At 44.2% G+C, this 23,736-nt stretch carries 20 protein-coding genes; 3 read left to right on the top strand and 17 right to left on the bottom strand.

Annotation, left to right across the window (positions count from 1 at the left end; translation table 11 throughout):
* Positions 1-132: 132 nt before the first annotated feature.
* The 7 genes from tig to G630_RS23980 all read right to left on the bottom strand — a co-directional run bounded on the left by tig (position 133) and on the right by G630_RS23980 (position 7,901).
* The gene (gene tig, locus G630_RS22885; RefSeq protein WP_044959899.1) at positions 133-1,581 is read right to left on the bottom strand and encodes a trigger factor; all 1,449 of its coding nucleotides are present in this window, start codon (positions 1,579-1,581) and stop codon (positions 133-135) included.
* Positions 1,582-1,809: 228 nt separating this feature from the next.
* Positions 1,810-2,415: a hypothetical protein gene (locus tag G630_RS22880; RefSeq protein WP_044959896.1), complete on the bottom strand. Its 606-nt coding sequence runs from the start codon at positions 2,413-2,415 to the stop codon at positions 1,810-1,812.
* A gap of 9 nt (positions 2,416-2,424) precedes the next feature.
* Positions 2,425-2,976, bottom strand: coding sequence for a DJ-1 family glyoxalase III (locus tag G630_RS0118710; RefSeq protein WP_022760859.1), 552 nt, complete (start codon positions 2,974-2,976; stop codon positions 2,425-2,427).
* A 44-nt stretch (positions 2,977-3,020) separates the two neighbouring features.
* On the bottom strand, positions 3,021-4,601 hold the full coding sequence (locus G630_RS0118705; protein ID WP_026499444.1) for an extracellular solute-binding protein: 1,581 nt from the start codon (positions 4,599-4,601) through the stop codon (positions 3,021-3,023).
* Positions 4,602-4,680: 79 nt separating this feature from the next.
* Positions 4,681-6,213: a 4-alpha-glucanotransferase gene (malQ, locus tag G630_RS0118700; protein ID WP_026499443.1), complete on the bottom strand. Its 1,533-nt coding sequence runs from the start codon at positions 6,211-6,213 to the stop codon at positions 4,681-4,683.
* Positions 6,214-6,291: 78 nt separating this feature from the next.
* Positions 6,292-7,218, bottom strand: a complete 927-nt coding sequence (locus tag G630_RS0118695) for a carbohydrate kinase family protein (RefSeq protein ID WP_022760856.1) — start codon at positions 7,216-7,218, stop codon at positions 6,292-6,294.
* 80 nt (positions 7,219-7,298) lie between these two features.
* The gene (locus tag G630_RS23980) at positions 7,299-7,901 is read right to left on the bottom strand and encodes a TetR/AcrR family transcriptional regulator (RefSeq protein WP_022760855.1); all 603 of its coding nucleotides are present in this window, start codon (positions 7,899-7,901) and stop codon (positions 7,299-7,301) included.
* A 156-nt stretch (positions 7,902-8,057) separates the two neighbouring features.
* Between G630_RS23980 and G630_RS22870 the strand changes: the two genes are divergently transcribed.
* Positions 8,058-8,387, top strand: a complete 330-nt coding sequence (locus tag G630_RS22870; RefSeq protein ID WP_044959893.1) for a hypothetical protein — start codon at positions 8,058-8,060, stop codon at positions 8,385-8,387.
* 81 nt (positions 8,388-8,468) lie between these two features.
* On the opposite strand, the gene G630_RS22865 is transcribed toward G630_RS22870, so the two are convergent.
* The 5 genes from G630_RS22865 to G630_RS0118660 all read right to left on the bottom strand — a co-directional run bounded on the left by G630_RS22865 (position 8,469) and on the right by G630_RS0118660 (position 15,909).
* Positions 8,469-9,338: a DUF2225 domain-containing protein gene (locus tag G630_RS22865; protein WP_022760853.1), complete on the bottom strand. Its 870-nt coding sequence runs from the start codon at positions 9,336-9,338 to the stop codon at positions 8,469-8,471.
* A 35-nt stretch (positions 9,339-9,373) separates the two neighbouring features.
* On the bottom strand, positions 9,374-11,035 hold the full coding sequence (locus G630_RS0118675) for a glutamine--tRNA ligase/YqeY domain fusion protein (RefSeq protein WP_022760852.1): 1,662 nt from the start codon (positions 11,033-11,035) through the stop codon (positions 9,374-9,376).
* Positions 11,036-11,096: 61 nt separating this feature from the next.
* Positions 11,097-13,763, bottom strand: coding sequence for a sensor domain-containing phosphodiesterase (locus tag G630_RS22860; RefSeq protein WP_049946306.1), 2,667 nt, complete (start codon positions 13,761-13,763; stop codon positions 11,097-11,099).
* A 175-nt stretch (positions 13,764-13,938) separates the two neighbouring features.
* Complete coding sequence (guaB, locus tag G630_RS0118665; protein ID WP_022760850.1) at positions 13,939-15,393, bottom strand: IMP dehydrogenase; 1,455 nt, start codon at positions 15,391-15,393, stop codon at positions 13,939-13,941.
* 12 nt (positions 15,394-15,405) lie between these two features.
* Positions 15,406-15,909, bottom strand: coding sequence for a DUF6106 family protein (locus G630_RS0118660; protein ID WP_022760849.1), 504 nt, complete (start codon positions 15,907-15,909; stop codon positions 15,406-15,408).
* Between the two features lie 136 nt (positions 15,910-16,045).
* Between G630_RS0118660 and G630_RS0118655 the strand changes: the two genes are divergently transcribed.
* On the top strand, positions 16,046-16,771 hold the full coding sequence (locus G630_RS0118655; RefSeq protein WP_026499441.1) for a hypothetical protein: 726 nt from the start codon (positions 16,046-16,048) through the stop codon (positions 16,769-16,771).
* 40 nt (positions 16,772-16,811) lie between these two features.
* Here the strand turns inward: G630_RS0118655 and G630_RS0118650 are convergent, their stop codons facing one another.
* From G630_RS0118650 to G630_RS0118640, 3 genes are read right to left on the bottom strand one after another with little or no spacing between them, the layout of a single operon-like run.
* The gene (locus G630_RS0118650) at positions 16,812-18,131 is read right to left on the bottom strand and encodes an aspartate kinase (protein ID WP_022760847.1); all 1,320 of its coding nucleotides are present in this window, start codon (positions 18,129-18,131) and stop codon (positions 16,812-16,814) included.
* A gap of 23 nt (positions 18,132-18,154) precedes the next feature.
* The gene (locus G630_RS0118645; RefSeq protein ID WP_026499440.1) at positions 18,155-19,360 is read right to left on the bottom strand and encodes a homoserine dehydrogenase; all 1,206 of its coding nucleotides are present in this window, start codon (positions 19,358-19,360) and stop codon (positions 18,155-18,157) included.
* 44 nt (positions 19,361-19,404) lie between these two features.
* Positions 19,405-19,857, bottom strand: a complete 453-nt coding sequence (locus G630_RS0118640; RefSeq protein ID WP_022760845.1) for an ACT domain-containing protein — start codon at positions 19,855-19,857, stop codon at positions 19,405-19,407.
* Between the two features lie 192 nt (positions 19,858-20,049).
* On the opposite strand from G630_RS0118640, the gene dapF reads away from it, so the two are divergent.
* The gene (gene dapF, locus G630_RS0118635; RefSeq protein ID WP_026499439.1) at positions 20,050-20,913 is read left to right on the top strand and encodes a diaminopimelate epimerase; all 864 of its coding nucleotides are present in this window, start codon (positions 20,050-20,052) and stop codon (positions 20,911-20,913) included.
* A 2-nt stretch (positions 20,914-20,915) separates the two neighbouring features.
* Here dapF and G630_RS0118630 read toward each other — a convergent pair whose 3' ends face one another.
* Positions 20,916-22,436: a hypothetical protein gene (locus tag G630_RS0118630; RefSeq protein ID WP_026499438.1), complete on the bottom strand. Its 1,521-nt coding sequence runs from the start codon at positions 22,434-22,436 to the stop codon at positions 20,916-20,918.
* Positions 22,437-22,506: 70 nt separating this feature from the next.
* A complete protein-coding gene (locus tag G630_RS0118625) occupies positions 22,507-23,736 on the bottom strand; it encodes a hypothetical protein (RefSeq protein WP_026499437.1) in 1,230 nt (409 codons plus the stop codon).

Below are 23,736 nucleotides of genomic sequence, written 5' to 3'. Positions count from 1 at the left end.
TTAGAATATAATACCAAATTATTATACCCCATTTTATTCATTTTGCGCAACCTTAGTAAAATACGCCCACAAAAAACCTCCCTGAATATTGTAATTCAGGGAGGTGAATATTTTATTTATTTAGAGAAAGAATTATTCCTCTGTCTTCTTTGCTGCAGTCTTACGTGTGCGCTTCGGCTTCTCCTCAGCTGCATCGTCGTCCTTCTTAGCTGCAGTCTTGCGAGTACGCTTCGGCTTCTCTTCGCCTGCATCTTCGCTCTTCTTAGCTGCTGCCTTCTTAGTAGTCTTCTTAGCACCAACTTCCTTAGCGTTCTCTACAAGGAACTTAGCTGCCTTCTGAACAAGAAGATCATCCTTAAGAGTCTTGATCTCGCGCTCGCCCATGAGCTCCTTAACCTTGTCAGCTTCCATGTTGTACTGCTTAGCCATCTTCTCAAGTTCTTCCTGAATCTCATCCTCTGAGATCTCGAACTTCTCAGCTGCAGCTACAGCCTCAAGAACAAGTCTTGACTGGATACGCTCTACAGCCTGAGGCTTAACCTGCTCCATCATCTGATCAACAGTGTTGCCTGTGTACTGCATGTACTGCTTCATGTTCATGCCCTGATACTGAAGTCTCTGAGCAAAGTCATTAACGATCTGTCTCTGCTGTGTTTCGATCATCTTCTCAGGAAGCTCCATCTCAGCGTCCTCGATAACAGCCTTAACTGCCTCATCCTCACGCTTAGCCTTAGCTTCGTTTTCCTTGCGCTCTGCAAGCTTCTTCTTAACATCTTCCTTGTACTCAGCTACTGTCTCGAACTCAGAAACATCGCTTGCGAACTCATCGTTAAGCTCAGGAAGCTCTCTGGTCTTGATAGCCTTAACTGTACACTTGAAGGTAGCATCTTTTCCTGCAAGATCCTCTGAATGATAATCCTCAGGGAACTTAACATTAACTTCACCCTCTGTACCGATCTCGAAGCCTACAAGCTGCTCCTCGAATCCGGGGATGAAAGAACCTGAACCGATTGTAAGAGGATAATCTGTGCCCTTACCGCCCTCGAAAGCAGTTCCGTCAACGAATCCCTCAAAATCAAGAGTTACGATATCGCCATCCTCAACCTTGCGGTCTGTAACCTCGATTGTTCTTGCGTTTCTATTACGCTCCTGATCGATCTCAGCATTGATCTCGTCCTCGGTTACGTCAATATCCATCTTCTCAACCTCAACGCCCTTGTACTTGCCAAGCTTAACTTCAGGCTTAAGAGCAACAGTTGCTGTGAAGATGAAAGGCTTGCCTGCCTCAAGCTGTGATACTTCGATATCGGGATTGGAAACAACGTCCTCACCACACTCATCAACAGCCTTGGGATACTCCTCGTTGATAACCTCGTTAGCAGCATCCTCGAAGAATACTTCCTTACCGTACATACGCTCGATCATATGACGGGGTGCCTTACCCTTACGAAATCCGGGAATCTGGATCTTGTTCTTCTGCTTGTTGTAAACCTTGTCGATTGCCTTGTCGAAATTCTCAGCTGCAACTTCGATTGTAAGCTTAGCCATGCTCTTCTCGAGCTTTTCTACTGATACGCTCATCTTTACGTAATTCCTCCTATTACTACATATAAAATCGTTGTAACTATCCGTATCTACAAATCGAATGATTTAAAATAGCTACAAATTAATGTACACAACTCAGATTGTGATATATAAAACGACCTGTGCTACTTACCTCGGCACAGTCGCCTAAAGATTATAGCACAGGTCTGATTTATTTTCCATATTAATTTATAATTCGTAAAAAGCAGCTCAAACGCTCGATTATTATACCATTTCAGAGCAGTCTCGCACCTTCTCCGTACTCATATGTGCATTGCTGAATCTGACGTCACCGGTAACATCCTCATCAAACCAGTCCGCCATACAATAGGCTGCTGCCGCTTCTTCGCTTGGAAACTCCACTTCAGCCAGAATTCTGCCATCGAATGGTGCTCCGAAAACATCCAGTTCGATCTTAATATCTCCGCTTTCAAATGCTTCTCTTGTTTCGGAATTCCTCCTCAAAAAACCATCTTCAAACGCATCCTCATTTACAGGGATAATATACCTCTTTTTCCTGATTACATTACCGTCTGCCTTTTCCACAAGATGATCGTATGAGTCTTTATCAAGCGGGAGATTATATTCAATCTTGCCGATATCCTTTTGAACGCCGGCATTGTCACCAGCACCGCTTTCAGAGTCGTTCTGCCCGGATATTCCGAATCCCTTGTAACTTTTATAGGTCATATAATATCTATCATCCTCGCGTCTTACCCTAATTGCGGGCACAACACTAAGATACCCCTGTTCAATAATATGTACAGGATATTTTTCCAGATTCTCGGGCAATTTCTTAACTGTAAATTTTCTTTCAATCTCAAGTCCCATATTCTAATCCTACAGCCTGAATACAACCTTTTTTCCGAGTTCGTCTGCTGCCTCTTTGCCGCAGAAGCGCTCAACAATAGCAAGTCCGAAAGGAATAGCTGTTCCCATTCCCCTGCTTGTCAAAATATGTCCATCGACTGTAGTCTCCGTCATCTGCACATCGGCACCTTTAAGTTCTCCCTCAAGTCCCGGGAAAACACATGCCTTCCTGCCGTTTAAAAGTCCTGCTCTTCCGAACACGCCGGGTGCTGCGCATATAGCGCTGATATACTTGCCCGCCGCATCAAAAACGCGAACCTGTTCCATAAGCTTTTCTGTCTTTTCAAGGTTTGTGGTTCCGGGCATTCCTCCGGGAAGAACCAACATATCCATAGCATCAAACTTAACATCAGACAAAAGCTTATCAGCTTTCACCTCAATTCCGTGGGATCCGGTAACGGAGAGCCCCTCCATAACCGATACCATGTCAATATTAAGTCCGGCTCGTCTGCACAGGTCAACCACTGTAAGAGCCTCTATCTCCTCAAATCCGTCTGCAAGAAAAATTGCAATATCAGCCATTCTCATATCCTCCAACTGTCAAAAAACATTTTCAAAAACTTCTATCACTTACCAAGCCTCAGCTCACCGCTGTCATAGCTTGATGCTCTCTCATCAAGAACTTCTTTTAGCCCAAGATCCAGCAGTCTCGAGTACTCCTCATGCTGTGTCCTGTCAAATTCACTTGTGGGACAACATATCAGATTATACGCATATTCCACCAGCGCCACATCGAGATCAACCTGATATTTCACCTCGGATTCAAGCACACTGCTGCAGGTAGGGAATGTAAACTGATCCGTCACACATACATCATAGTAATTCTCAAACCAGTCCGGTGTTTCCCATCCGCAATTTTCCGTCCACAGAGACACCTGAGCTTCCTTGTCATCAACAAAATCAAAATGTTCATTTACTATGCAGTAATCACCTGGCGTCCCGGAATAGCCGCGCGAGAACAGATGCTCCTTTGACATGGTCATAGCTGCGCCAGATTCAGTATCTTCATGATCCGGTGTAAAGTTTACCATCTCGGCATTAGCAGGATCTGCAAGCCAGTTGAGATATTTCACAACCGCATCTGTCTTATCCTTACTGGTAGCAGGAACCATCACATACATTCCGTAATCCGGCTCCGCCACATTTCTGTACCCTCCCCCGGGAAGATCAAAACACAGAATCGGATCAAGTTCTATAGTAGGATCCTTTTCCTTCAAAATAGATACATAAGTAAAAGGGCTGGCCGAATCATCCACCAAAAAGCCGACCTTTCCCGCCTCTGCATCCGCAACATATTTTGAATTATCCGAATCTGCAGTAAAATCCAGAGAGATAATCCCATCATTGTAGAGCTTGTTTAGTACCCTCAGTCCTTCTACTGCCCCGTCAGCCACAACCATATATCTCTCGGAATAGATGAATGCATCCCTCTCCGAAAGATTCTCCACATAGGAACCGACAAAGCCCTGATAAAAACGTTCAGAATGAACATCTCCGCCCATAGCCCAGGGAATTACGCCATCCACTCCTCCGGGATTTTGCTCTTTTACAGCATACAAATAAGATATAAGTTCCTTCTTGGTCTTAGGCACACTGATTCCCAGCGCATCACACCAGTCTTTTCTGATATAGGCGGTATGCCTTGGGGACTTAAAGCCTCTCCTTTTCATTACAGCAACCTGAAGATCATTATAGGAACCCATATACTGAATATCACCGATGTATTTCTCAATATTCTGACCGTACTTTGACAGTGATTCGGTTAGATCCGCAACCTTGCCCTGCTTTGTCATATATCCGAACACAGAGGATGAATATGTGAAAACAATGTCCGGCGCTATGTTCTCATCGACCATCTTCTTGATGGTTTCATCAGAAGTGGATCTTCCCACGCTTACAAAATGAACATCTATGCCACACTCATCCTTTACCTTGGCTCTTATCCAGTTAGCGAGCGTATTATCATCAGCTGTGTAACCTTCAGGCATGTTGTCACGATCCCACACCATACAGGTTATGGAATTAACGTCTACCTGATTATCATCGTTTTCAACCGTCTGCTGCTCACCAAGTGCACCACAGCCCACAGTAACAGTCAAAAATGATACCGTTAAAAATACGCTTATTGCCCGGGATAATCTACTCATAGTAAGTCCTCACATTAAGTCACATTCACCTTAGCTCGGAGCATTTATCATCTACAGTCAAAACAATTTCGCTATACTTTTATAAAGCACTTCTTCCGTAAGTCTTTGCCATATCAAGCATCTTTTCCGCAAGTTCATCGGTAAGCACACCGTTCTTCATGCGCCAGGTCCAGTTCTTACCGAGAGTCGAGGGAATATTTATTCTCGCCTCACTTCCGAGTTCGAGATAATCCTGCATGGGAATTATCGCTGTTTCGGATACACTTGCAAAAGTAGCACGAATAAACTCCCAAACAACGCCCTTGTTACTCTTAATATTCAGATACTTCTTGGCAAAACGCTTGTCTTCCCTTGGTATCGTATTAAACCAACCGAGAGTTGTATCGTTATCATGCGTTCCCGTATATACTATGCTGTTTTGCACATAGTTATGCGGCAGATAATCACTCTCTTCTCTGGCGTCAAATGCAAATTGCAGAATCTTCATTCCCGGGAATCCGGTTCTCTTAACCAGCGCAATAACAGAAGGAGTCAGGTATCCCAGATCCTCCGCAATCACTCTGCAGTTACCGAGCTCTTTTTTCATAACATCAAAGAGCTTGTAACCCGGGCCCTTCACCCAAGTTCCGTTCTCAGCAGTAGGCTCGCCGAACGGGATGGAATAGTATTCATCAAAACCGCGGAAATGATCAATTCTGACTACATCATAAAGCTCATAGCAGCTCTTTATGCGCTTAATCCACCATTTAAAGCCGGTCTTCTCGTGATAATCCCACTTATATAAGGGATTGCCCCAAAGCTGTCCTGTTCTTGAAAAAGAATCCGGAGGGCAACCGGCAACCGCTATCGGAAGGTTCTTCTTATCCAGCTGGAAAAGCTTGGGATTTGCCCAGGTGTCAGCCGAATCAAAGGCGACATAAATCGGGATATCACCGATAATGTCTATATTCTTCGAATTAGCATAGGCTTTTAGTTCAAACCACTGCTTCATGAAAATATACTGTTCAAACTCATAGAGTCCGATTCTGTCAGCATACTTTTCTCTTGCAGTCTCCAGTGCTTCCTTTTTTCTGAGCCTGATATCCTCCGGCCACTCATTCCAGCTAAGGCCGTCATAGCGCTTCTTAAGTGCCATATAAAGAGCATAGTCAGCAAGCCAATCCGAATTCTTCTTCACAAAGGCTTCAAACTCTTTTTTAAGCGCAGGCTTCGCTTTTTTCTTGCTGTTTTCGGAGAGACCGCTGTTAACATAAGCGGTGTAAAGTGTAAGATCACGAGCCTTGAAAAGTCTCTCATAATCCACAAACTCCTCGCTGTTTCCGAAGTTTACCTTATCAACCTCGTCCTTCTTCAAAAAGCCCATCTCTATCAGCTTCTCAAGATCGATAAAATACGGATTTCCCGCAAAGGTTGAGAAGGACTGATACGGAGAGTCTCCGTAGCTTGTGGGACCAAGCGGCAGTATCTGCCAGTAGCTCTGTCCGGATTTTTCAAGAAAATCCACAAATTCATATGCTTCCTTGGAAAATGTTCCGATGCCGTACTTAGAAGGAAGGCTGAATACAGGCATCAGTACGCCGCACCTTCTTTTGTTTTTTACTTTTTTTGCCATTTTTTCTATCCTTTTCTTTTTTCCCTCATCCGTCAGCTCCGCTGACACCTTCTCCAAAGGAGAAGGCAAGAGTTATTATCATAGTCCGTTGTCTCTGATTCCCCAGATAAGATTACGCCACTGCTCCATCTGTTCGGTTGTCATGAAGCCGTTTGAAGTTCCCATATATCCGATCTTGTAGGATGAGAACAAAAGCGCATTCTTGATGGAGTTGACCGAATCCTCGGTTTCCTGGTAATAGTGCAAAAAGCACGAAAACAGCGCATTACCGGCACCCACCGTATTGACGATTTCATTTGTCTTAACGGTCTTGTAATCGGCAATGAATTCACCCTTTTTATCAAACAGGATAACACCCTTGGAACCGCGGCCCATGATGATGATCTCGGTACCGTAGGTCTTACTTATTCCGCGGATGAAATCATAAGGATCTTCCTCGAGCTGATCATCCGAGAAATACAGAATAGTAGCCGCATCCAGGAAATCTCTGTTGTATTTTTCCTTTTCCCTGCAGAAATTACGAATGTTAACCGCTACCTTTTTCCCGCACTCAGCTGCAGCTACGGCAAAAGGTCTGCAGAAATTCGCGTTCGCAAGAACTACCATGTCTGCCCAACCCGCAAGAGGTGCAAACATTGACATGTCATAAACCTTGTCGCGCAGATCCTTGATATCCTCGAATATCTGTCTTCTGCGTTCCTTGTCATAGAGAATTACACAGTTCGGAGTTTCCTCCATCATCTGCACAACATATTTTGTAGAGAGCTCAATCTTGCTCCCCGGAGGGTTAAGATCTTCAACGGACTTATCCCTTCCGATGATGGACATGAATTCAACCTCATCACCAAGCCATCTGAGCGCCAGGGACTCATTATAAGCATCGCCGCCAAGTCCGGTATAAATGGAATTGACCTCTGTTGTGAGCGGCGCATACTCAATTGGGACCTTATTAACTCTGACAATTGTCTCAACCTGCGTGATACCTGCTACGACGAATTTTCCCATGTGTGCCTCCTTTGTATAGGATAATGTACCTGATAGGAGTGTCAGAAAAACGATTTCCTAACAGGCAAAATTTTTTATGCTTAATCATATGTAACTGCTCTAAGCATGTTCATATGTTTCATAACCTCTTCAAAATAATCCTCCGGCTGAAAAATTCCCTCTCTGAACATTCTCTCCAAAATCTCTTTATTTATCATCTGAATCATGTCACCGACAAGCTGATAGTTGGCGCCCGGCTTAAATCTTGTGATGTCACCTCTGTCCAAAATGCTCTGTATCATTGCTTCGTAACCTTCTCTGGTCTGAAGAATCGCAGATGCTGCCTCCGGTGTATCTTCGGCTTCCGCTTTGTATAAAAACAGCTGAATATACGGATACTGCTGCATGCAGACAGATAATACCTTTTCAATTTCCTCTCTTATAGTGAAAAAGTCGGTGATATCACCTGATACAGCGGCGCGTATCTCCAAATTGATAACGCGGATGCTGTAATCGTACACAAACTGGTAAAGTCCCAGCTTGGTCTCAAAATAATGAAAAATCAGCCCCTTGCTGATTCCTGCCAGCTTAACGATATCGTCCGTACTGGCATGGAGATAACCGCCGAGAGCAAAGGCTCTAAGCGCAGCGTTGATGATACGATCCTGTTTTTCCTTCTTAAGATCAAAAAATTTCTCGTTCATAAAAAACGCGTCTCCTAGAATTGACCGGACTAGTCCATTTCAATATAGCATTTCGCGTCTCTTTTTACAACATTTTGCTGACAAATGCTTTTCTTATCTGACGATTTGTATTAAAATAAATTTTGCAATATGAAATTCTCTTACGAGGAGGGTACAATGGCTAAGCATTTCGGAAAAGTAGTATTATTTGCAGCTGCTCTGGGAGCTGCAGCAGCCGGTGTTTATTACTATCTTACTCAGAAGGACAGCGTTCTTACTGATGATTTTGATGAATTTGACGACTTCGAAGATATCGATGATTTCGAAGATGATGATACCGGAAGCCCGTTTAAACGTCGCTATGTAAATCTCGGCGATTCAGAAGAGGAATCTGAAGAGGAAGCTTCTTCAGAGGAAGAAAGTGTTCCCGATAAAACTGAGGAATTCTTCGATGATGATGAGGATGACGACATTAACGACCTCAAGAAGATGGACGGTGCTCTGTAAACTACTGCAGCAATAAACCCTCCGCTACATGTTCGTAGCGGAGGGTATTTTTTATCAGTATATCTGCCAAAGTGGCACAGCTTATTCAGCGGGAGCGGCTGCTTCTGCTTTTTTCTTTGCTTCTGCCACAAGGTCTTTAAGATCCTTTGCCTTTTCCTTGATACGGGAATTAGCAACCCTGGAACCGATAATATTAGATATCATTCTGTTCGCAAGATCAAAATCTTCAACCTCCATAGCAATGGCTGCCATGAGATAATCGGTAGTGGTCGCATCCATTCCGGCGATCTGAGTTTCGCTCTGCCTTGCAATTACGAAACCATCGAGAGCCTTCTTAAGGAGTTCCTTCTCCTCTGCCTCATTCTTCTTCTTTTTCGCCTCATAATCGGGAGCTGCAGGATCAAGATGCTCTGTCTCGCCTCTTATAAGCCATGCCATCTTAAGGCATAGATATGCCTTCTCCGAATTCTTGGACTTCTTGACCATGGCTGTTGCTATGGCAAGTTCATAGCGCATGCGTGCTTCTTCATAAGTGTAGGTTGTTTCACTGAATTGCTGCTTTTTATAATTTGCACTTATCTTACTTTTTACTTCATCAATCTGGAACTTTGTAAGATTGCCGAAGTACCTTGCCATTACCGAATAACCGCATTCAGGGCAGGTTACGATCTCATACTTACTGGGATCCATTTCATCGTAAACCGGGCGAAGATCCACATCCTGGCTCTTCATCCTTACCTTACCCGAGCGAAGCGTCTTTACATTGAACTTAGCCTCACAGATAGGGCAGGTATAGCCTTTATCAAAAAGAAGAGTCTCTTCGTTTATTACTACCGGAGCCTTCTTGGGTTCTTCCTTCTTGGCTGCAACCTTCTTTTTGGGATCCTCATACAGTTCTTCATCCTCTAATGCACCAAGACCAAACTTCTTTAATCCATCCAAAAATCCCATGATATTACCCCTCATCAATAGAAAAAATTAAAAAGTTACGCTTTAGGTAAAACAAAAGAACTCTTAAGAGAAACTATACGGTTGAAAACAGGTGCCCCGTCTTTGGAATCCTTGCTGTCCACACAGAAGAATCCGTTTCTCACAAACTGGAATTTATCATAAGCCTTGGCTTCCATAAGCTCAGGCTCCAGCTTCGCATTTTTAATCACGGTGATGGAATTGGGATTGAGGTTAAGTGATCCGTCCTCGTTATATACACCCTTTTCCTCATCTATGATGTTTTCATAGAGGCGAACTTCTGCCTCTCCGCACTTCTCAGCTGATACCCAGTGAATTGTACCCTTGACCTTTCTGCCATCCGGGCTGTCTCCACCCTTGGTCTCGGGATCATAGGTGCAGTGAATTTCAGTCACCACTCCGTTTTCATCCTTGACGCATCCGGTGCAGGTTACGAAATACGCATTCATCAGACGAACTTCGTTTCCGGGGAAAAGTCTGAAGTACTTCTTCGGAGGCTCCTCCATGAAATCTTCACGCTCAATCCAAAGCTCTTTTCCAAACGGAATCTCTCTGTTTCCGAGCTCGGGTGCTTCCTTGTTGTTCTCGATAGGAAGCATCTCAACCTGTCCCTCCGGGTAGTTATCAATGATAAGCTTAACCGGATCGAGGATCGCCATCATTCTCTTAGCCTTAGGCTTCAAGTCCTCACGGATACAGTACTCAAGCATCGCATAATCAGCTGTGGAATTAGCCTTACTTATACCGCAAAGCTCTACAAACTTCTGAATTGACTCAGGTGTGAATCCGCGTCTTCTCAGAGCTGCGATGGAAACAAGTCTCGGATCGTCCCATCCGTCTACAATTCCGTCCTCTACCAGCTTCTTGATATATCTCTTACCAGTAACAACGTTCTGCAGATAAAGCTTTGCAAACTCAATCTGGCGCGGAGGATTCTCATATTCGCACTCGATTTTCACCCAGTCATATAAAGGTCTGTGGTCCTCAAACTCAAGTGTACATATGGAATGTGTGATTCCTTCCTCAGCGTCCTCGATGGGATGAGCAAAATCGTACATAGGGTAGATACACCACTTGTCGCCTGTACGCGCATGAGTCATGTGCGCAACTCTGTAGATGATCGGATCACGCATGTTGATGTTAGGTGATGCCATATCAATCTTGGCTCTGAGTGTCATCGCACCATCCGGCACGCTTCCGCTCTTCATCTCCTCGAAAAGACGAAGGTTCTCTTCAACACTTCTGTCCCTGTTGGGATCATCTTTTCCGGGCTCTGTGAGAGTTCCTCTGTACTCACGCATCTCTTCTGCTGTGAGCTCAGATACGTATGCCTTGCCTTTTTTTATAAGCTTAACTGCGTTCTCATACATCTTGTCAAAATAGTCGGATGCATGGAAAAGTCTGTCCTCATAATCAGCCCCAAGCCAGTTCACGTCCTCGATAATGGCATCCATGAACTCGGATTTCTCCTTGGTGGGGTTAGTATCGTCAAATCTCATGTTGAACTTACCGCCGTATTCCTTGGCAAGTCCGTAGTTTAAGAGAATACTCTTAGCGTGTCCTATATGTAAAAAGCCGTTTGGCTCCGGAGGAAATCTGGTAACAACGTGGTCGTATACCCCCTCCTTTAAGTCCTTATCGATTTCCTGCTCAATAAAATTTCTTGATTCTTCTGACATGTTTCTATTTCCAACTTTCTAATAATGTTTCCCCTCAGACTATACATAGTTCATTTTATCATCAAATATACTTTTTCTCAAACTCCTCCGCGGGCATGGGTTTTCCGAAATACTCACCCTGCACAAGCGGAACCTTAAGTCCTTTTAAGATGTCGATCTGAGTCTTCTCTTCAACACCCTCGACACATACACTGGCACCGATTGCCCCGGAGAGATCCATGAGTGAGACAATAAGCGACTTAGCATACTCCTCTTTTTCAAGCTGTGAAGATATGGTTCTGTCGACCTTGACCGTGGCAAAAGGAAGCGCGCGAAGTCCGTTTATGGAGCTGTAGCCCGTTCCGAAATCATCAAGAGATAGCCGAACTCCCATCTCGCTTATCTTTTCCATCGCTCCTTTTGTACGCTCCGTGTTATTCATAGTGAGAGCCTCTGTCACATCAAGGACCATCTGCGAAGGCTCTATCCCTGCCTCATCAACTGCCGTCTTAAGCTTGCCGGCGATGTCAGGCTGCATCAGCTGAACCACGGACATATTCACATGGATGCTGATCTTCCTTCGAAGCTTCTTACTCCATTTTCCGCAGCACTTCGCTGCCTCTTTAAATACGTGTTCTCCGATGGGATTTATAAGTCCCAGATATTCCGCAAGGGAAATAAACTCCGACGGGCTAACCGCGCCAAGTATGGCACTGTTCCATCTGACAAAAGCTTCCGCCCCAACAACTTTGGGATTCTTACCCTTGATATCCATAAGCGGCTGGAAATGCACCGAGAACTCCTTGCATCCGTCCTCCACAGCCTTGTACATAGCTTTTTCCATATCAAGGCGCCTTATGGTGGAAGCATCTATGCTTTCCGAATACTGAGAAATCCTGTTCTTTCCTGATTTCTTAGCTTCGTACATCGCTATATCCGATTTTCTTATAAGTTCCTCCACCGTATCTCCGGCAGTCGGAAACTCGACGGTACCCATACTCATGGTGCAGTAGTAGTCGCCGTCCTTTAGGTACCAGGGTGTGGCAAAAGCGCGGCGTATCTCTTCCAGAATACTGTCCAGTTTATCGTAGCTTTCAGGAGGAACGATAATTACAAACTCATCTCCACCCATGCGGTAGCAGGAATTCTGCACACCATCGATATTCTTTATCGCGGTGGAAATATCCTGAAGCAAAATATCGCCATACTGGTGTCCCAAACCGTCATTGATTTTCTTGAAATCATCGAGATCGAGGTACATCAGCATACCCTTAGTGCCCTTTTTCTTAGCCTGTTCGATATATGTGACCAGATCTCTCTCACAGCACAATCTGTTAAAAAGTCCTGTAAGGAAGTCAGTGTATGCCTGCTGTTCTATACGTTTCTGATAAATCTTTTTCTCGGTTATCTCATAGATGGCACAAAGTGAAACAAGTCTGTCATCAACCCACTTGATCCTTGTATAGTAAAGGTCGTACCATCTGTCCTTCTCATCGTAATAGATTTCATAATTTCCGCTGTGGGAACGCGGAGGAATATTGCCTTCAAACAGATCCTTGAGCTCATTCTTCTGAAGCTCCTTTGCAAAGTGCTTGCGAAGACTTCTGTTTGCAAATAGAAGTTCATCGGTCTTCATACAACGCACATAGATCGAACTTCCCACATTATCAAGAACCGCCTCCAGCGACTGGAAAGAGCTGGCGATAGAGTTCTTCTGAATTCTCTTTGTAATGATATTCTGAAGAATTTTTATTGAATCATTTATGAATTTGATGTCGTCTACAAGCCAGTCCTTACCACGGTTATCCTCCCTCGTCTCCGCGAAGCAGGCATAGAAAGGAGTCTGATCAGAAATCGTGATCGGTACGGAAACGACGGCCTTGATTCCAAGGTCCTGCAGCTGTTCCTTCTCCCCGGAGTTCATTGTCGTACTTGAAGAAACCGCTATCATCTGAGGATGGCCGATAAACCAGCAGGGATCCAAATCCTTTTCCTCTTCGAAGAGCCTGAAAACACCCTGCCCCGTCCACTGCACAACGATATCCATGAGGTCGTCCTCGGAATGCATGCGGCATATGAAAGAATTGCTGATATCAAGATATTCGCATATCTTCTTTAAGATATTCAGCATGATGTCTTCTATTTCATCATCACTGTCGAGAAGTGATACTATCTCTGTCATCAGTTCCGCTCTGTGGAACGATAGCTTGAAATCCTCCGAGCGCTTGAAATTCTCAGCTGTCGAAGCGGCAGCCTGATTCTCGGATTTGAGTGCGCCGACAAGTGCAACCGAAGTAACCCTGAGGAAATCCAGGGAATTATAGAATTTCTTTTCACTTGTAATATAGGAAAAATCTGTAATAGGCTGCTCTGTGTAGAGATCGGGCTCATACTCGGCATCCTTTAAGATTGCACATACTATCCAGACGAGCTGCGGCTGTCCGTCGAGCTTGGCTGCAACCGCCGCCACTCGGAGATTTGGAATCATGGTTCGCTCAACCGCCTGATCCTCAAGCTCACCCTCCGTAACTCTCTGAAAAATGTTCCTTATATGAATTTCATCAACAGCCTTTTTTATTGTCGGAAGTTCAAGAAGATCACCCGAAAAATCGGTAATCTTCTCTCCCGAGGAATCGAGGCAGCATAAATACACTCCTGCCATAGCTGCGAAGCTGTCCTGCCACCTGCGGAGTTCTTTATCCTTAAGCTTTATGAAATTGCCGGGATTTTTCCTGGTATCTCGATCCAAAGCTGTCTCCTTCAGATATTTGTAAATTCTATTATATCACTATTCTATAAAGAGAACATAAAAAAAGCCTTCCCCCATTTTTTGGGGGAAGACATAGGAAGTTCTGCTCTCACTACGTTCGCCAGAACAACTCCATCCCACTAAGCTCGAAAGAACCTCGCTAAGTGGTATAGGTTTATTCATCCACGCTATAGTTCGGAGCTTCCTTCGTGATATGAATATCATGAGGATGACTCTCCTTAAGTGCAGCGCTTGTCATCTTTATAAATTTACCGTTCTCATTAAGTTCCTTGATTGTCTCGCATCCGCAGTAACCCATACCTGCACGGAGACCGCCGATAAGCTGGAATACTGTGTCCTCAACTGTTCCCTTGTAAGCAACACGTCCTTCAACACCCTCGGGAACAAGCTTCTTTGCGCCTTCCTGGAAGTAACGATCCTTTGAACCGTTCTCCATAGCTGAGATAGAACCCATTCCGCGGTAAACCTTGTATTTTCTTCCCTGGAAAAGCTCGAACTCACCGGGAGCCTCATCACAGCCTGCAAACATTGAACCCATCATTACAAGACTGCCGCCTGCTGCGATTGCCTTTGTGATATCTCCTGAGTACTTGATACCTCCGTCTGCGATGATCGGAATACCATAATCCTTAGCTACTGAGTAGCAATCCATAATAGCTGAAACCTGAGGAACACCGATACCAGCAACAACACGAGTTGTGCAGATGGAACCGGGTCCGATACCTACCTTAACAGCATCTGCGCCTGACTCGATAAGAGCCTTGGTAGCTGCCGCAGTTGCAACGTTACCAGCAATAACCTGAAGATCCGGGAACTTTTCCTTAATCATTCTGAGGCATTTAAGAACGTTCTCTGAATGGCCGTGAGCTGAATCAAGAACAACACAATCAACCTTAGCGTCTACAAGAGCACCTACTCTGTCAAGAACATTGGCACTGATTCCAACACCTGCGCCGCAGAGAAGACGACCCTGATCGTCCTTTGCTGAAAGAGGATATTTTATTGTCTTTTCAATATCTTTTATAGTGATTAGTCCAACGAGATTGTAATCATCGTCAACGATAGGAAGCTTTTCCTTCTTGGACTTCGCAAGGATCTGCTTTGCTTCCTCAAGAGTGATTCCTTCCTTGGCAGTTACAAGATTCTCACTTGTCATGATGTCTCTGATCTTCTGATCAAAGTTCTGCTCGAATTTAAGATCGCGGTTGGTTATGATTCCAACAAGCTTTCTGCCCTCTGTGATCGGCACACCGGAAATTCTGAACTTAGCCATAAGAGCGTCTGCATCAGCAAGTGTGTGATCGGGAGAAAGAGAAAATGGATCAGTGATGACGCCGTTTTCAGATCTCTTAACCTTATCAACTTCATCGGCCTGATCTTCGATTGACATATTTTTATGGATAATACCGATACCACCCTGACGTGCCATTGCAATAGCCATGCGGTGTTCTGTTACGGTATCCATTCCTGCACTCATCATAGGAATGTTGAGTCTGATCTTCTTAGTAAGGTTTGTGCTTACATCAATCATGTTAGGCACTACCTGCGAATATGCAGGAACCAAAAGTACATCATCAAAAGTAATTCCTTCGCCAATAATCTGTCCCATTTTTCTCTCCTTTTAATCCATGAATACTTTACGGGGTGCTACGTTTTTAATAGCGTCTACTAGTTCTCTGTTAGGCTCGAGAATTACCTTCTCCCTGCCATCATAGTACATTGTGTAAGTTGAATCCTCACCCGCACCGGATGAATAATCAAGTGTTCTGTATTTGTCCTGTCTGCGATATTCGTCAAGATGATAAGACTTAGACGGAGCAAGCGCATCGATACGCTCTGTAGCGAAAGTTGCTATTCTTTTTCTTCTGCTCTTATTGAGAATTTTGTCCACGGTAACTTCACGCTCACAATACTGATATTCATACTCTATTGATGCATTCAGAGTCGCGAAATATGCTCCGACGGCGCATCCAATGAATACTATCATGAAAAGTATACCGCCACCAAGAAAGCTGATAATAAAAGAAAAAACAGCCATAATAATCATAAGATATTTAAGAAAAACCACTAACGGTCTGGGTTTTCCCGCAATCATACATTCCACATAACTGTTGTCATTCATCATGATATTGCACTTTTCCTTCCATATTTTTTAAACGTTATGATATATTAAGTGTATTCTCCCGTCAATAATAGTTTTAAACATATTTAAAAAAATATTGCGGGTGACCTAATTAAATTTGGATGGAGTATATGAAAAAATGAATATCAACGAAGAGAAGAGACACCAGTGGCAAGCCTTGAAAGGCATGGGCTTTAAGGCTCACTGGGATTATTTTTGGGATTACTACAAAATTCACGTCATCGTAGCTTTGATAGTGATTATCGGTATTGCTTCCTTTGCAAAGGAAATCCTTACAAGAAAACCCGATGCCTTATCCGTCACCATAGTAAATGCGGCAAACACTCAGGATGCAACGCTTCTGCATGACGAATTTGCTGAGTATGAAAAAATCGACACATCACAATATAACGTACTTATAGATTCATCTTCAGTCATAAACATCGAGAATCCGGACAGTTACACAGTAGCTAATTCAGAGAGACTCTACGCAATGATAGCAGCTCATGATCTCGATGTGCTCATGGCCGATAAGGACGTATTCGATAACTATGCAAAGAGCGAACTGTTTTTGGATCTTAGGGAATGTTTCAGTGAAGAAGAATTAAAGAGTTTCGGTGACGCCGTTTATTACTTTGATACAGCTGATTATAACAGCAACGGTGAATATGACATGGATACCGGCGAGTATGTGAAAAATGAGAATGTTAAATCCGAATTGATTCCTGTAGGAATTGTTTTGAATGATAATCCTCACCTTACCGCAATGGGCTTTTACCCGGGAGTTTCACCCATCGTGGGGCTTGCGGTTTCAAGTGAGAGAACGGATGTAGGTGCGGACTTCATAAGATTTTTGATGCAATAACCCCCTCATCCGGCGCTTCGCGCCAGATGAGGGAATTATATTACAGCTGTGTTACTACAAAGATATCATAAATAGCCTTGATGGCTTTCTCAAAATCTCTGTTCTCAACACCGATGATAATGTTAAGCTCGGATGAACCCTGATCGATCATTCGGCAGTTTACATTGACATGTGCAAGTGCGGAGAAAATTCTTGCAGCGGTTCCGCGCTGCCTCTTCATTCCCCTACCAACGACTGCGATAAGCGCAAGGTCTGACTCAATCTCAAGAAGATCAGGCTTAGCCAGGCGGTGGATCTCTGAAACAACAGCCTGTTCCTTGTCGATGAACTCATCCTGGGCAACGAACACTGTCATAGTGTCGATTCCTGAAGGAACATGCTCGATTGAAATATTCTGATCTTCAAATGCCTGAAGAACTTTTCTCACAAATCCAACCTCTGAGTTCATCATATCCTTAGAGATGTTCACACAGCAGAAGCCTTTCTTTCCGGCAACACCTGTGATTGTGAACTTGGACTTCTTAGCAGTGGATTCAACGATCCAGGTGCCGCTGTCCTCAGGTCTGTTGGTGTTTCTGATATTGATCGGAATGCCCTCTTTTCTTACGGGGAAAATCGCATCCTCGTGAAGGACGGAAGCACCCATGTATGCGAGCTCTCGAAGCTCTGTATAAGTAATTGTCTGGATTGGAGCAGGTCTGTCGATGATTCGGGGATCCGCAACAAGGAATCCGGATACATCTGTCCAGTTCTCATATACGTCAGCGTGAATAGCACGTGCGATGATGGAACCTGTGATATCTGAACCACCTCTTGAGAAGGTCTTGATTCTGCCGTCTTCATAAGCACCGTAAAAACCGGATACAACAGCATACTCGATATTAGCCAGACGCTTCTGCATTCTTCTGTTAGTTATCTCTGCATCAAAGGAACCATCCTCATCAAAAAGAACAACTTCAGCGGGATCAATATATTCAAAGCCCAGGTACTGTGCCATGATCTTACCGTTTAAGTACTCACCTCTTGAAGCGGCATAATCACTTCCTGCCTTCTTCTTGAACTGCTTCTCGATCTCGGCAAACTCTTCCTTTAAGGACATCTTAAGCTTAAGTCCCTTTATGATCTCATTGAATCTTGCCTCGATTGCTGCAAGTTCCTTTGAAAAGTCTTTTCCGTTCTCAGCAAGTTCATAGGTCTGATAGAGCATATCCGTAACCTTGGTATCAAGGTTGGTCCTCTTACCGGGCGCAGATACAACAACATATTTGCGCTCCTTGTCACTCTTTACGATATCTGCTACCTTCTGAAACTGCTTTGCGTCGGCGCAGGAACTGCCGCCGAATTTCACTACCTTGCTCATTTCTTCACTCACTCCTCTGTAAATTACAATAATCTAAGATAACTCTTTGCTCCGTCGAGCTCCGCAAACTTCTTTGCAAAATCGCCCTCAGTCATCTCAGGTGTAATAAATGCGAACTCGCCGCTAACCTTATCTGACTTAACCTGCTTTACATCTCCGAAAAGCTCTTTTACGCCGGCCTCTGCCGAAGCATCGCATCTCACAAAGAAATTCCTGATATCATCATTTATCGGTGCAACCTCTGCGGGAACATTTCTGAGGTTCCAGTCGATGTGCTTACCCTTGTGACGGACAATGTCAATTACATCTGCTACAACTGCGGAAGCGGTAGCCTTTTTTCCTGCTCCCTTGCCGTAGTACATTACATCGCCGAGCATATTTCCGTGAACATCAATGGCATTGAATACACCGTTTACCATTGAAAGTGAATTGTCAAAAGGAATAAGGAAAGGAGCAACCATCGCAAAGAACTTGCCGTCCTCTCTCTTGCAGCTTCCGAGAAGCTTGATAGCCATGTTGAGCTCTCTCGCATACTCGAAATCTTCACCTGTAATCTTTGTAATTCCCTCTGTATAAATATCGTCGTGCTTTACAAACTGACCGCTCATAATGGAAGCAAGAATTGCGGTCTTTCTGCAGGCATCATGTCCCTCGATGTCAGCCTCGGGATTTCTCTCAGCATAGCCCTTATCCTGAGCCACCTTAAGCACTGCATCAAAATCGGCTCCCTCCTGATCCATCTTGGTCAGGATATAATTGGTTGTTCCGTTTAAGATACCTGTGATGGAATCAAGTCTCTCGTGGCGAATGGAATCATTCATGGAACGAAGAACCGGTATTCCGCCGCCAACGCTGGCTTCAAACAGATAGCTTACATTGTTCTTTTTTGCAAGCTCTACGAGCTCAGGTCCGTGCGCTGCAACGAGTTCCTTGTTGGAAGTGCATACGCTCTTGCCGCTCTCAAGTGCCTTCTTCTCAAAAGTGAAAGCAGGCTCAATGCCTCCCATTGTCTCACAAACAACTTCAATCTCAGGATCATTTAAGATTACATCAAAATCGTGTACTACCTGACTCTCATGCTTATCTCCCGGAAAATCCCTAAGATCCAGTATATATTTGATCTCAACTTTTTCACCGGCACTATCCTCAACGCAGGCTCCGTTTACATCCAGAACCTCTGCGACACCGCTTCCAACCGTGCCGTATCCTAATACTGCAATCTTTGCCATTTCGACTTCCTCCTAAATAGATAAATTTTTTCAAATGTAGGCTGCTAGACTTCGGTACTTCTGCCGATTATCTGCACCTTATGTACACGGCTCTGCTTCTCGAGCTTAGTAAGCATATCCGTTATATTCCCTGTGGTGGGTAAAACCTGAATACCTACAGACAGCGCTGCAACTCCGTTATACGGTATCGCCTGATGTATTGTCAGAATGTTTGCTCCGCACTTTGAGATTATCCGGAGCACTTCGGATAAAACTCCGAGCTCATCATCCATCTGCAGATTTAGTGTAAGAGTGGTACCCTGAAGACTGTCATGAAATTCATAGATATCATCTTTGTACTTATAAAATGAACTACGGCTGATTCCCAGGCGTTCTGCTGCCTCGTTGACTGTCTTGCATTTACCGGTATCTATCAGCTTCTTAGCCTCGAGAACCTTTAGCAAAACCTCCGGAACTGCCTGCTTTTTGAGCACGTAGTATCCTGTTTCTTCTCTCATAAGCGATATTTCCTTGCTTTATGGTGTTTTTGTGGCGCGGACATTTGTACGCCCTCGAACGATATTATCACAGAAGAATTTTAATAGCAAGTACTTTCGCGAATTAAATCGAAAAAGTTTTTTGACATCATAAAAAAATCAAGCGTATAATCAATGTTGTATTTATTGCTTAAGAAATGGAGATTTTCATATATGCACTTTACTAAAATGCACGGCTGCGGCAACGATTACATCTATATTGACGGAAGCCGTGAGGGCATTCCCAAAAAAGAAAAACCCGAGCTTGTGAGACTCCTCAGCGACAGACACTTCGGTATCGGCGGAGACGGAGTTATTTTTATAAACAAAGCAGGTGACCTTGCTGACTTCGAGATGGAGATGTATAACGCAGACGGCTCCTACTCCGAGATGTGCGGTAACGGCATCAGATGCGTTGCCAAGTTCGTCTATGACAAAGGTCTTACCGATAAGAAAAAGCTTCGCATCATCAGCGGTGGCAAGATTAAATATCTTGATCTCAAGACCGAAGATGGCATGGTCACAAAGGTTCGCGTCAACATGGGTGCGCCTATCCTCGCACCTGCTGAAATTCCGGTAGCTCTTCCCGATGAGAAGGTCATGGCAGGTAAGCAGGTTGTAAACTACCCCATTAAAGTTCTGGATAAGGATTACAACATAACCTGTGTTTCCATGGGTAATCCTCATGCCGTAGTTTTCCTGAACAGAGGCACCGATCTTGATTCACTCGATCTTGAAAAAATCGGCCCCAGATTTGAGCACCACGCGTTCTTCCCCAACTGCATCAACACTGAATTCGTAACCATCGATGACAGAGAGAACGTCCATATGCGTGTATGGGAGCGCGGCACAGGTGAGACTCTCGCCTGCGGTACAGGCTGCTGCGCAACAGTTGTTGCATGCGTTTTAAACGATCACACCTCCGATAATATCACCGTTCACGTAAGAGGCGGCGAGATAAACTGCAAGTGGGACAGAGAAGAAAATGTAGTCTACATGACAGGTCCCGCCACCACAGTTTTTGAAGGAGAAGTCTAAAACTATTCAAGATATGAAGACAGTGCTTTGTCGTTATGATGAGGGCTGTCTTTTTCTATGCGCTCAAGGTACTCATAGAAGGCATAGGAAAACTGCTGGTGCGATATATGGAATACCGTCGTAGGCGCACTTGCACCTGCTATTATCGTATCCGAATCGAGATGAGTCATCATGATAATTGAAGATGGAATCTGATTCACAGCTATAATTCTGTAGCCCTCGTATTTTTCCGACAACTCGGCTGCATGCTTTAAATGTCTTAAGTATTCATCACCGGTATATCTGTAATCCGCGCTTCCGTACATATCGGCAAGCGGCAGCGGTGCACCATTCGCCATCAGCTTGTCCTTATCGGGGAGCGCGATCATTTCGGTAATCTTCCCTCCCCCTTCCAGCACTCTTATCATATTTTCGTTTAGTGCCTTGGAGACATTTATAACATCAATGCTCTTTGCCCTCTTAGCTATGGCTGCTGCTATATCTTTAGGCATGGTCCAGAGTGACGGCGCGGGACTTGACAGGAAAAATTTCCCCGCCACTGCATTTTCACCAAGCAGAATATCCGTAAACCTTTCCCTGTCCTTAGAAACGTACATCTTCATAAGAGGTCTGCACATGCCAAGATAATTCTGATACTCTGCTTCAAGCGCAGATACCGCCTCTGTATTTCTCACTAGGAAATTTACCATCCCCTCTGTTTTGTCACCCACAGAGGTCGAAATAAGTGCAGAATATCCCTTGGCTATAAACAGAGATCGCCTGTATATCTTGTCACGCATTTTAGGACAGTAATAGGGCTCAATGGCACCCATTGCATATAGAGGAAGCCACTTTCTTATCGCTTCCATCATCTCCGTAAATTCGCGTCCTATCGTATGTATTATCTGTATATGTGAGCCGCTTTTAATAAGGCTTACCAGAAGCCCCGTCCACTCTCTGGCAAAAACAGGATTTTCGTAGAGCCAGCTCATATCCTCATCCGAATACAGATAAAGCAGGAATGGCCTTTTTTGCATAAGAAGCGATGAGAGGAATCTTTTTACACTGTCACGTTTCCCCTGGTTCCCATAGAACACTCCCACCGGGATGACTCTCTCGTCGCTCTCCGCAGACGCTCCAAAAGAAGCCGGCGCATCAAACATATCCGGTCTGGCCTTGTCATAACTTTCCAGCATCTGCGTAATATCGTCGATTAGTCCGGACATGGAACCGCCGCGTTCATCCTTGCTAAGATCATCCTGAAGCCAGTTATAGATCAGTTTCTCAAGCTCATCCTCGTCGATGGGCACATACTCATCTCCCCTGATCATTTTGGAGAGTGTCTCGAGCTGGTACCTGTCTTTTATGTTTCTGGAAAAGTAAGCCGCCACAGGCCTTGAAAAAGGCTGGCTCTTGGGAATGCCACGGCTCCCTGATCTGATCCTGCTAATGTAAGAAGGATCAAACGAGAGAGCCTTGCCAAGCGCTGAATTGCGCGTATTTGTGATGTTCATTAGAAAATCAAGCTTTTCAGAAATATTCATTTGTTATACCCCACAAGAAAACCAATCTTCTTAATGTAAAGTATAACATTTTTGTCATGAAATGTGCCAATCAGTCTTTCTTTTTTCCTAAAATTGAAGAAACAGCATCATCATAGGTTACTGTGCCGTGACACACAACCTTTCCTTTCTGATCGAATTCAAAGGTAAGGACTATAGCAAAGCCATCACCCGAATATGCATAGACACCGGTGCTCTCATCATAATCCTCAAGATCTGCCATCGTCATCTTATTGTCAGCGGTATTTGTGTTTGTCTCACCGGAAGCTGTCACTGTCTCATAGGTCATAAGATAATCGCCCACCAGATCTTCCTTCGTTGGAATCTTATTTACAGCTCCTGATACCGAATTACTATCGCCTTTGATTGTGATATCACTTACAACCTCCATAAGAATGTTCTTAAAAGTCTCGGTTGAAAGGTAGGGTTCGGTGTTGCCAAAGTAATAAAAGCGTCTGTCAATGACGGTCATATAACTGTACAGATTCATCGGACAGGACACATCCTCAACTGTGAAGGTCGACTCACAAATCAGCCCCTTTCTTCCACCAATCTGCACTTCTTTTCTGCTGATAAGTTTTTCGGAGCTTTCAAGATAAACATCAGCAAAGGTCTCCAGAAGCTCATCATCGGAAATTTTATCGAAAGCAGAATCCGTCAAGTCATCGGTATGAGCAAGCAGAAAGGCAGGAATTTTATCGGAGTAATATATATAAAGTGTATCCGTTGATTCCTCGGTTTTAAAAGCTGATGAGGTCTTAAATGTAGCTTCCCCATATGTATATTCACTGTCCAGAGCGTTTTTTTCCACAGCATAGTCGCAAAATGAAAGTCTGTAGGAATTATCGGTGCTTTCCATTCTGTAAAAGCCCGCATAAATATCCGAATTTATGAAGCTAACTTCAGGGATGCCGAGATTTTGAGAAGTCCCGGTGTATTTTCCGAAAACGCGAAGATCCTTGTCAACTGCCTGTACTGCAAGCGCATAGAAGCTTGACGTTCCGCTTTCGCCGCAATAAGCTGCCCATTCACCATTCACTGTTCTTATAATAATGGATTTTGCCTTTTCATTATAGGAAATGCCTCTTCCCTCAATCCACACAAGACTATCCTTAACGGATGCATCTTCATTAGCGTACTTTTCGTAGTCGCTTACCTTTTCAAAACCGTCAGTATAAAGCGCATCCTTTACATCCGCTTCTTTCGTCTTAGCCTTTGCAGAAAACGGTAAAAGCAGACACATCGCACAAATTATCAGCGCACCTGTGAGTCTTTTCTTCAT

The sequence above is a fragment of the Butyrivibrio sp. WCD2001 genome (genome assembly GCF_000424485.1).
In the GTDB taxonomy this organism is placed as follows: Bacteria; Bacillota; Clostridia; order Lachnospirales; family Lachnospiraceae; genus Butyrivibrio.
Note: the sequence above shows the minus strand (reverse complement) of the source record. Positions and strands in the feature narration are given on the sequence as shown.

What these genes read in the sequence shown, in the direction of transcription:
- tig (WP_044959899.1), bottom strand. Translation starts at nt 1,581, where the DNA reads ATGAGCGTATCAGTAGAAAAGCTCGAGAAGAGCATGGCTAAGCTTACA.
- G630_RS22880 (WP_044959896.1), bottom strand. Translation starts at nt 2,415, where the DNA reads ATGGGACTTGAGATTGAAAGAAAATTTACAGTTAAGAAATTGCCCGAG.
- G630_RS0118710 (WP_022760859.1), bottom strand. Translation starts at nt 2,976, where the DNA reads ATGGCTGATATTGCAATTTTTCTTGCAGACGGATTTGAGGAGATAGAG.
- G630_RS0118705 (WP_026499444.1), bottom strand. Translation starts at nt 4,601, where the DNA reads ATGAGTAGATTATCCCGGGCAATAAGCGTATTTTTAACGGTATCATTT.
- malQ (WP_026499443.1), bottom strand. Translation starts at nt 6,213, where the DNA reads ATGGCAAAAAAAGTAAAAAACAAAAGAAGGTGCGGCGTACTGATGCCT.
- G630_RS0118695 (WP_022760856.1), bottom strand. Translation starts at nt 7,218, where the DNA reads ATGGGAAAATTCGTCGTAGCAGGTATCACGCAGGTTGAGACAATTGTC.
- G630_RS23980 (WP_022760855.1), bottom strand. Translation starts at nt 7,901, where the DNA reads ATGAACGAGAAATTTTTTGATCTTAAGAAGGAAAAACAGGATCGTATC.
- G630_RS22870 (WP_044959893.1), top strand. Translation starts at nt 8,058, where the DNA reads ATGGCTAAGCATTTCGGAAAAGTAGTATTATTTGCAGCTGCTCTGGGA.
- G630_RS22865 (WP_022760853.1), bottom strand. Translation starts at nt 9,338, where the DNA reads ATGGGATTTTTGGATGGATTAAAGAAGTTTGGTCTTGGTGCATTAGAG.
- G630_RS0118675 (WP_022760852.1), bottom strand. Translation starts at nt 11,035, where the DNA reads ATGTCAGAAGAATCAAGAAATTTTATTGAGCAGGAAATCGATAAGGAC.
- guaB (WP_022760850.1), bottom strand. Translation starts at nt 15,393, where the DNA reads ATGGGACAGATTATTGGCGAAGGAATTACTTTTGATGATGTACTTTTG.
- G630_RS0118660 (WP_022760849.1), bottom strand. Translation starts at nt 15,909, where the DNA reads ATGATGAATGACAACAGTTATGTGGAATGTATGATTGCGGGAAAACCC.
- G630_RS0118655 (WP_026499441.1), top strand. Translation starts at nt 16,046, where the DNA reads ATGAATATCAACGAAGAGAAGAGACACCAGTGGCAAGCCTTGAAAGGC.
- G630_RS0118650 (WP_022760847.1), bottom strand. Translation starts at nt 18,131, where the DNA reads ATGAGCAAGGTAGTGAAATTCGGCGGCAGTTCCTGCGCCGACGCAAAG.
- G630_RS0118645 (WP_026499440.1), bottom strand. Translation starts at nt 19,360, where the DNA reads ATGGCAAAGATTGCAGTATTAGGATACGGCACGGTTGGAAGCGGTGTC.
- G630_RS0118640 (WP_022760845.1), bottom strand. Translation starts at nt 19,857, where the DNA reads ATGAGAGAAGAAACAGGATACTACGTGCTCAAAAAGCAGGCAGTTCCG.
- dapF (WP_026499439.1), top strand. Translation starts at nt 20,050, where the DNA reads ATGCACTTTACTAAAATGCACGGCTGCGGCAACGATTACATCTATATT.
- G630_RS0118630 (WP_026499438.1), bottom strand. Translation starts at nt 22,436, where the DNA reads ATGAATATTTCTGAAAAGCTTGATTTTCTAATGAACATCACAAATACG.
- G630_RS0118625 (WP_026499437.1), bottom strand. Translation starts at nt 23,736, where the DNA reads ATGAAGAAAAGACTCACAGGTGCGCTGATAATTTGTGCGATGTGTCTG.